At 70.9% G+C, this 292-nt stretch carries 1 pseudogene; it reads left to right on the forward strand.

The annotated features are described in order from the left end of the window. Positions 1-292, forward strand: a pseudogene (locus tag QSK17_RS35875) (RNA-guided endonuclease TnpB family protein); the annotation flags it as partial.

A 292-nucleotide genomic window follows, 5' to 3' on the forward strand; every position in this document is an offset into this window, starting at 1 on the left:
CCTGCCGGGCGGATCACCGGAGCCCGCCTGGTCAAAGAAGCCGACAGCTGGCACATCGTGTTCCGAGCCGAACGCCAGGTGCCTGCCCCGGCCTGCCATCCTGGCCCGCAGGTCGGGATCGACCGGGGAATCAACGTCGCCCTGGCCCTGTCGGACGGCACCACGCGCGAACATGGGGACTGGCTCGCCAGCGGTGAGAGGGAACACCTTCGCCGCTTGGAGAAGAAGTCCGCCCGCCAGCGCCGCACTCGCACTCCCGGCCGGCCCGCGTCCAAACGGCTGAGCCGCACCT

It is taken from the genome of Microtetraspora sp. NBRC 16547 (assembly GCF_030268965.1).
GTDB lineage: Bacteria > Actinomycetota > Actinomycetes > Streptosporangiales > Streptosporangiaceae > Microtetraspora.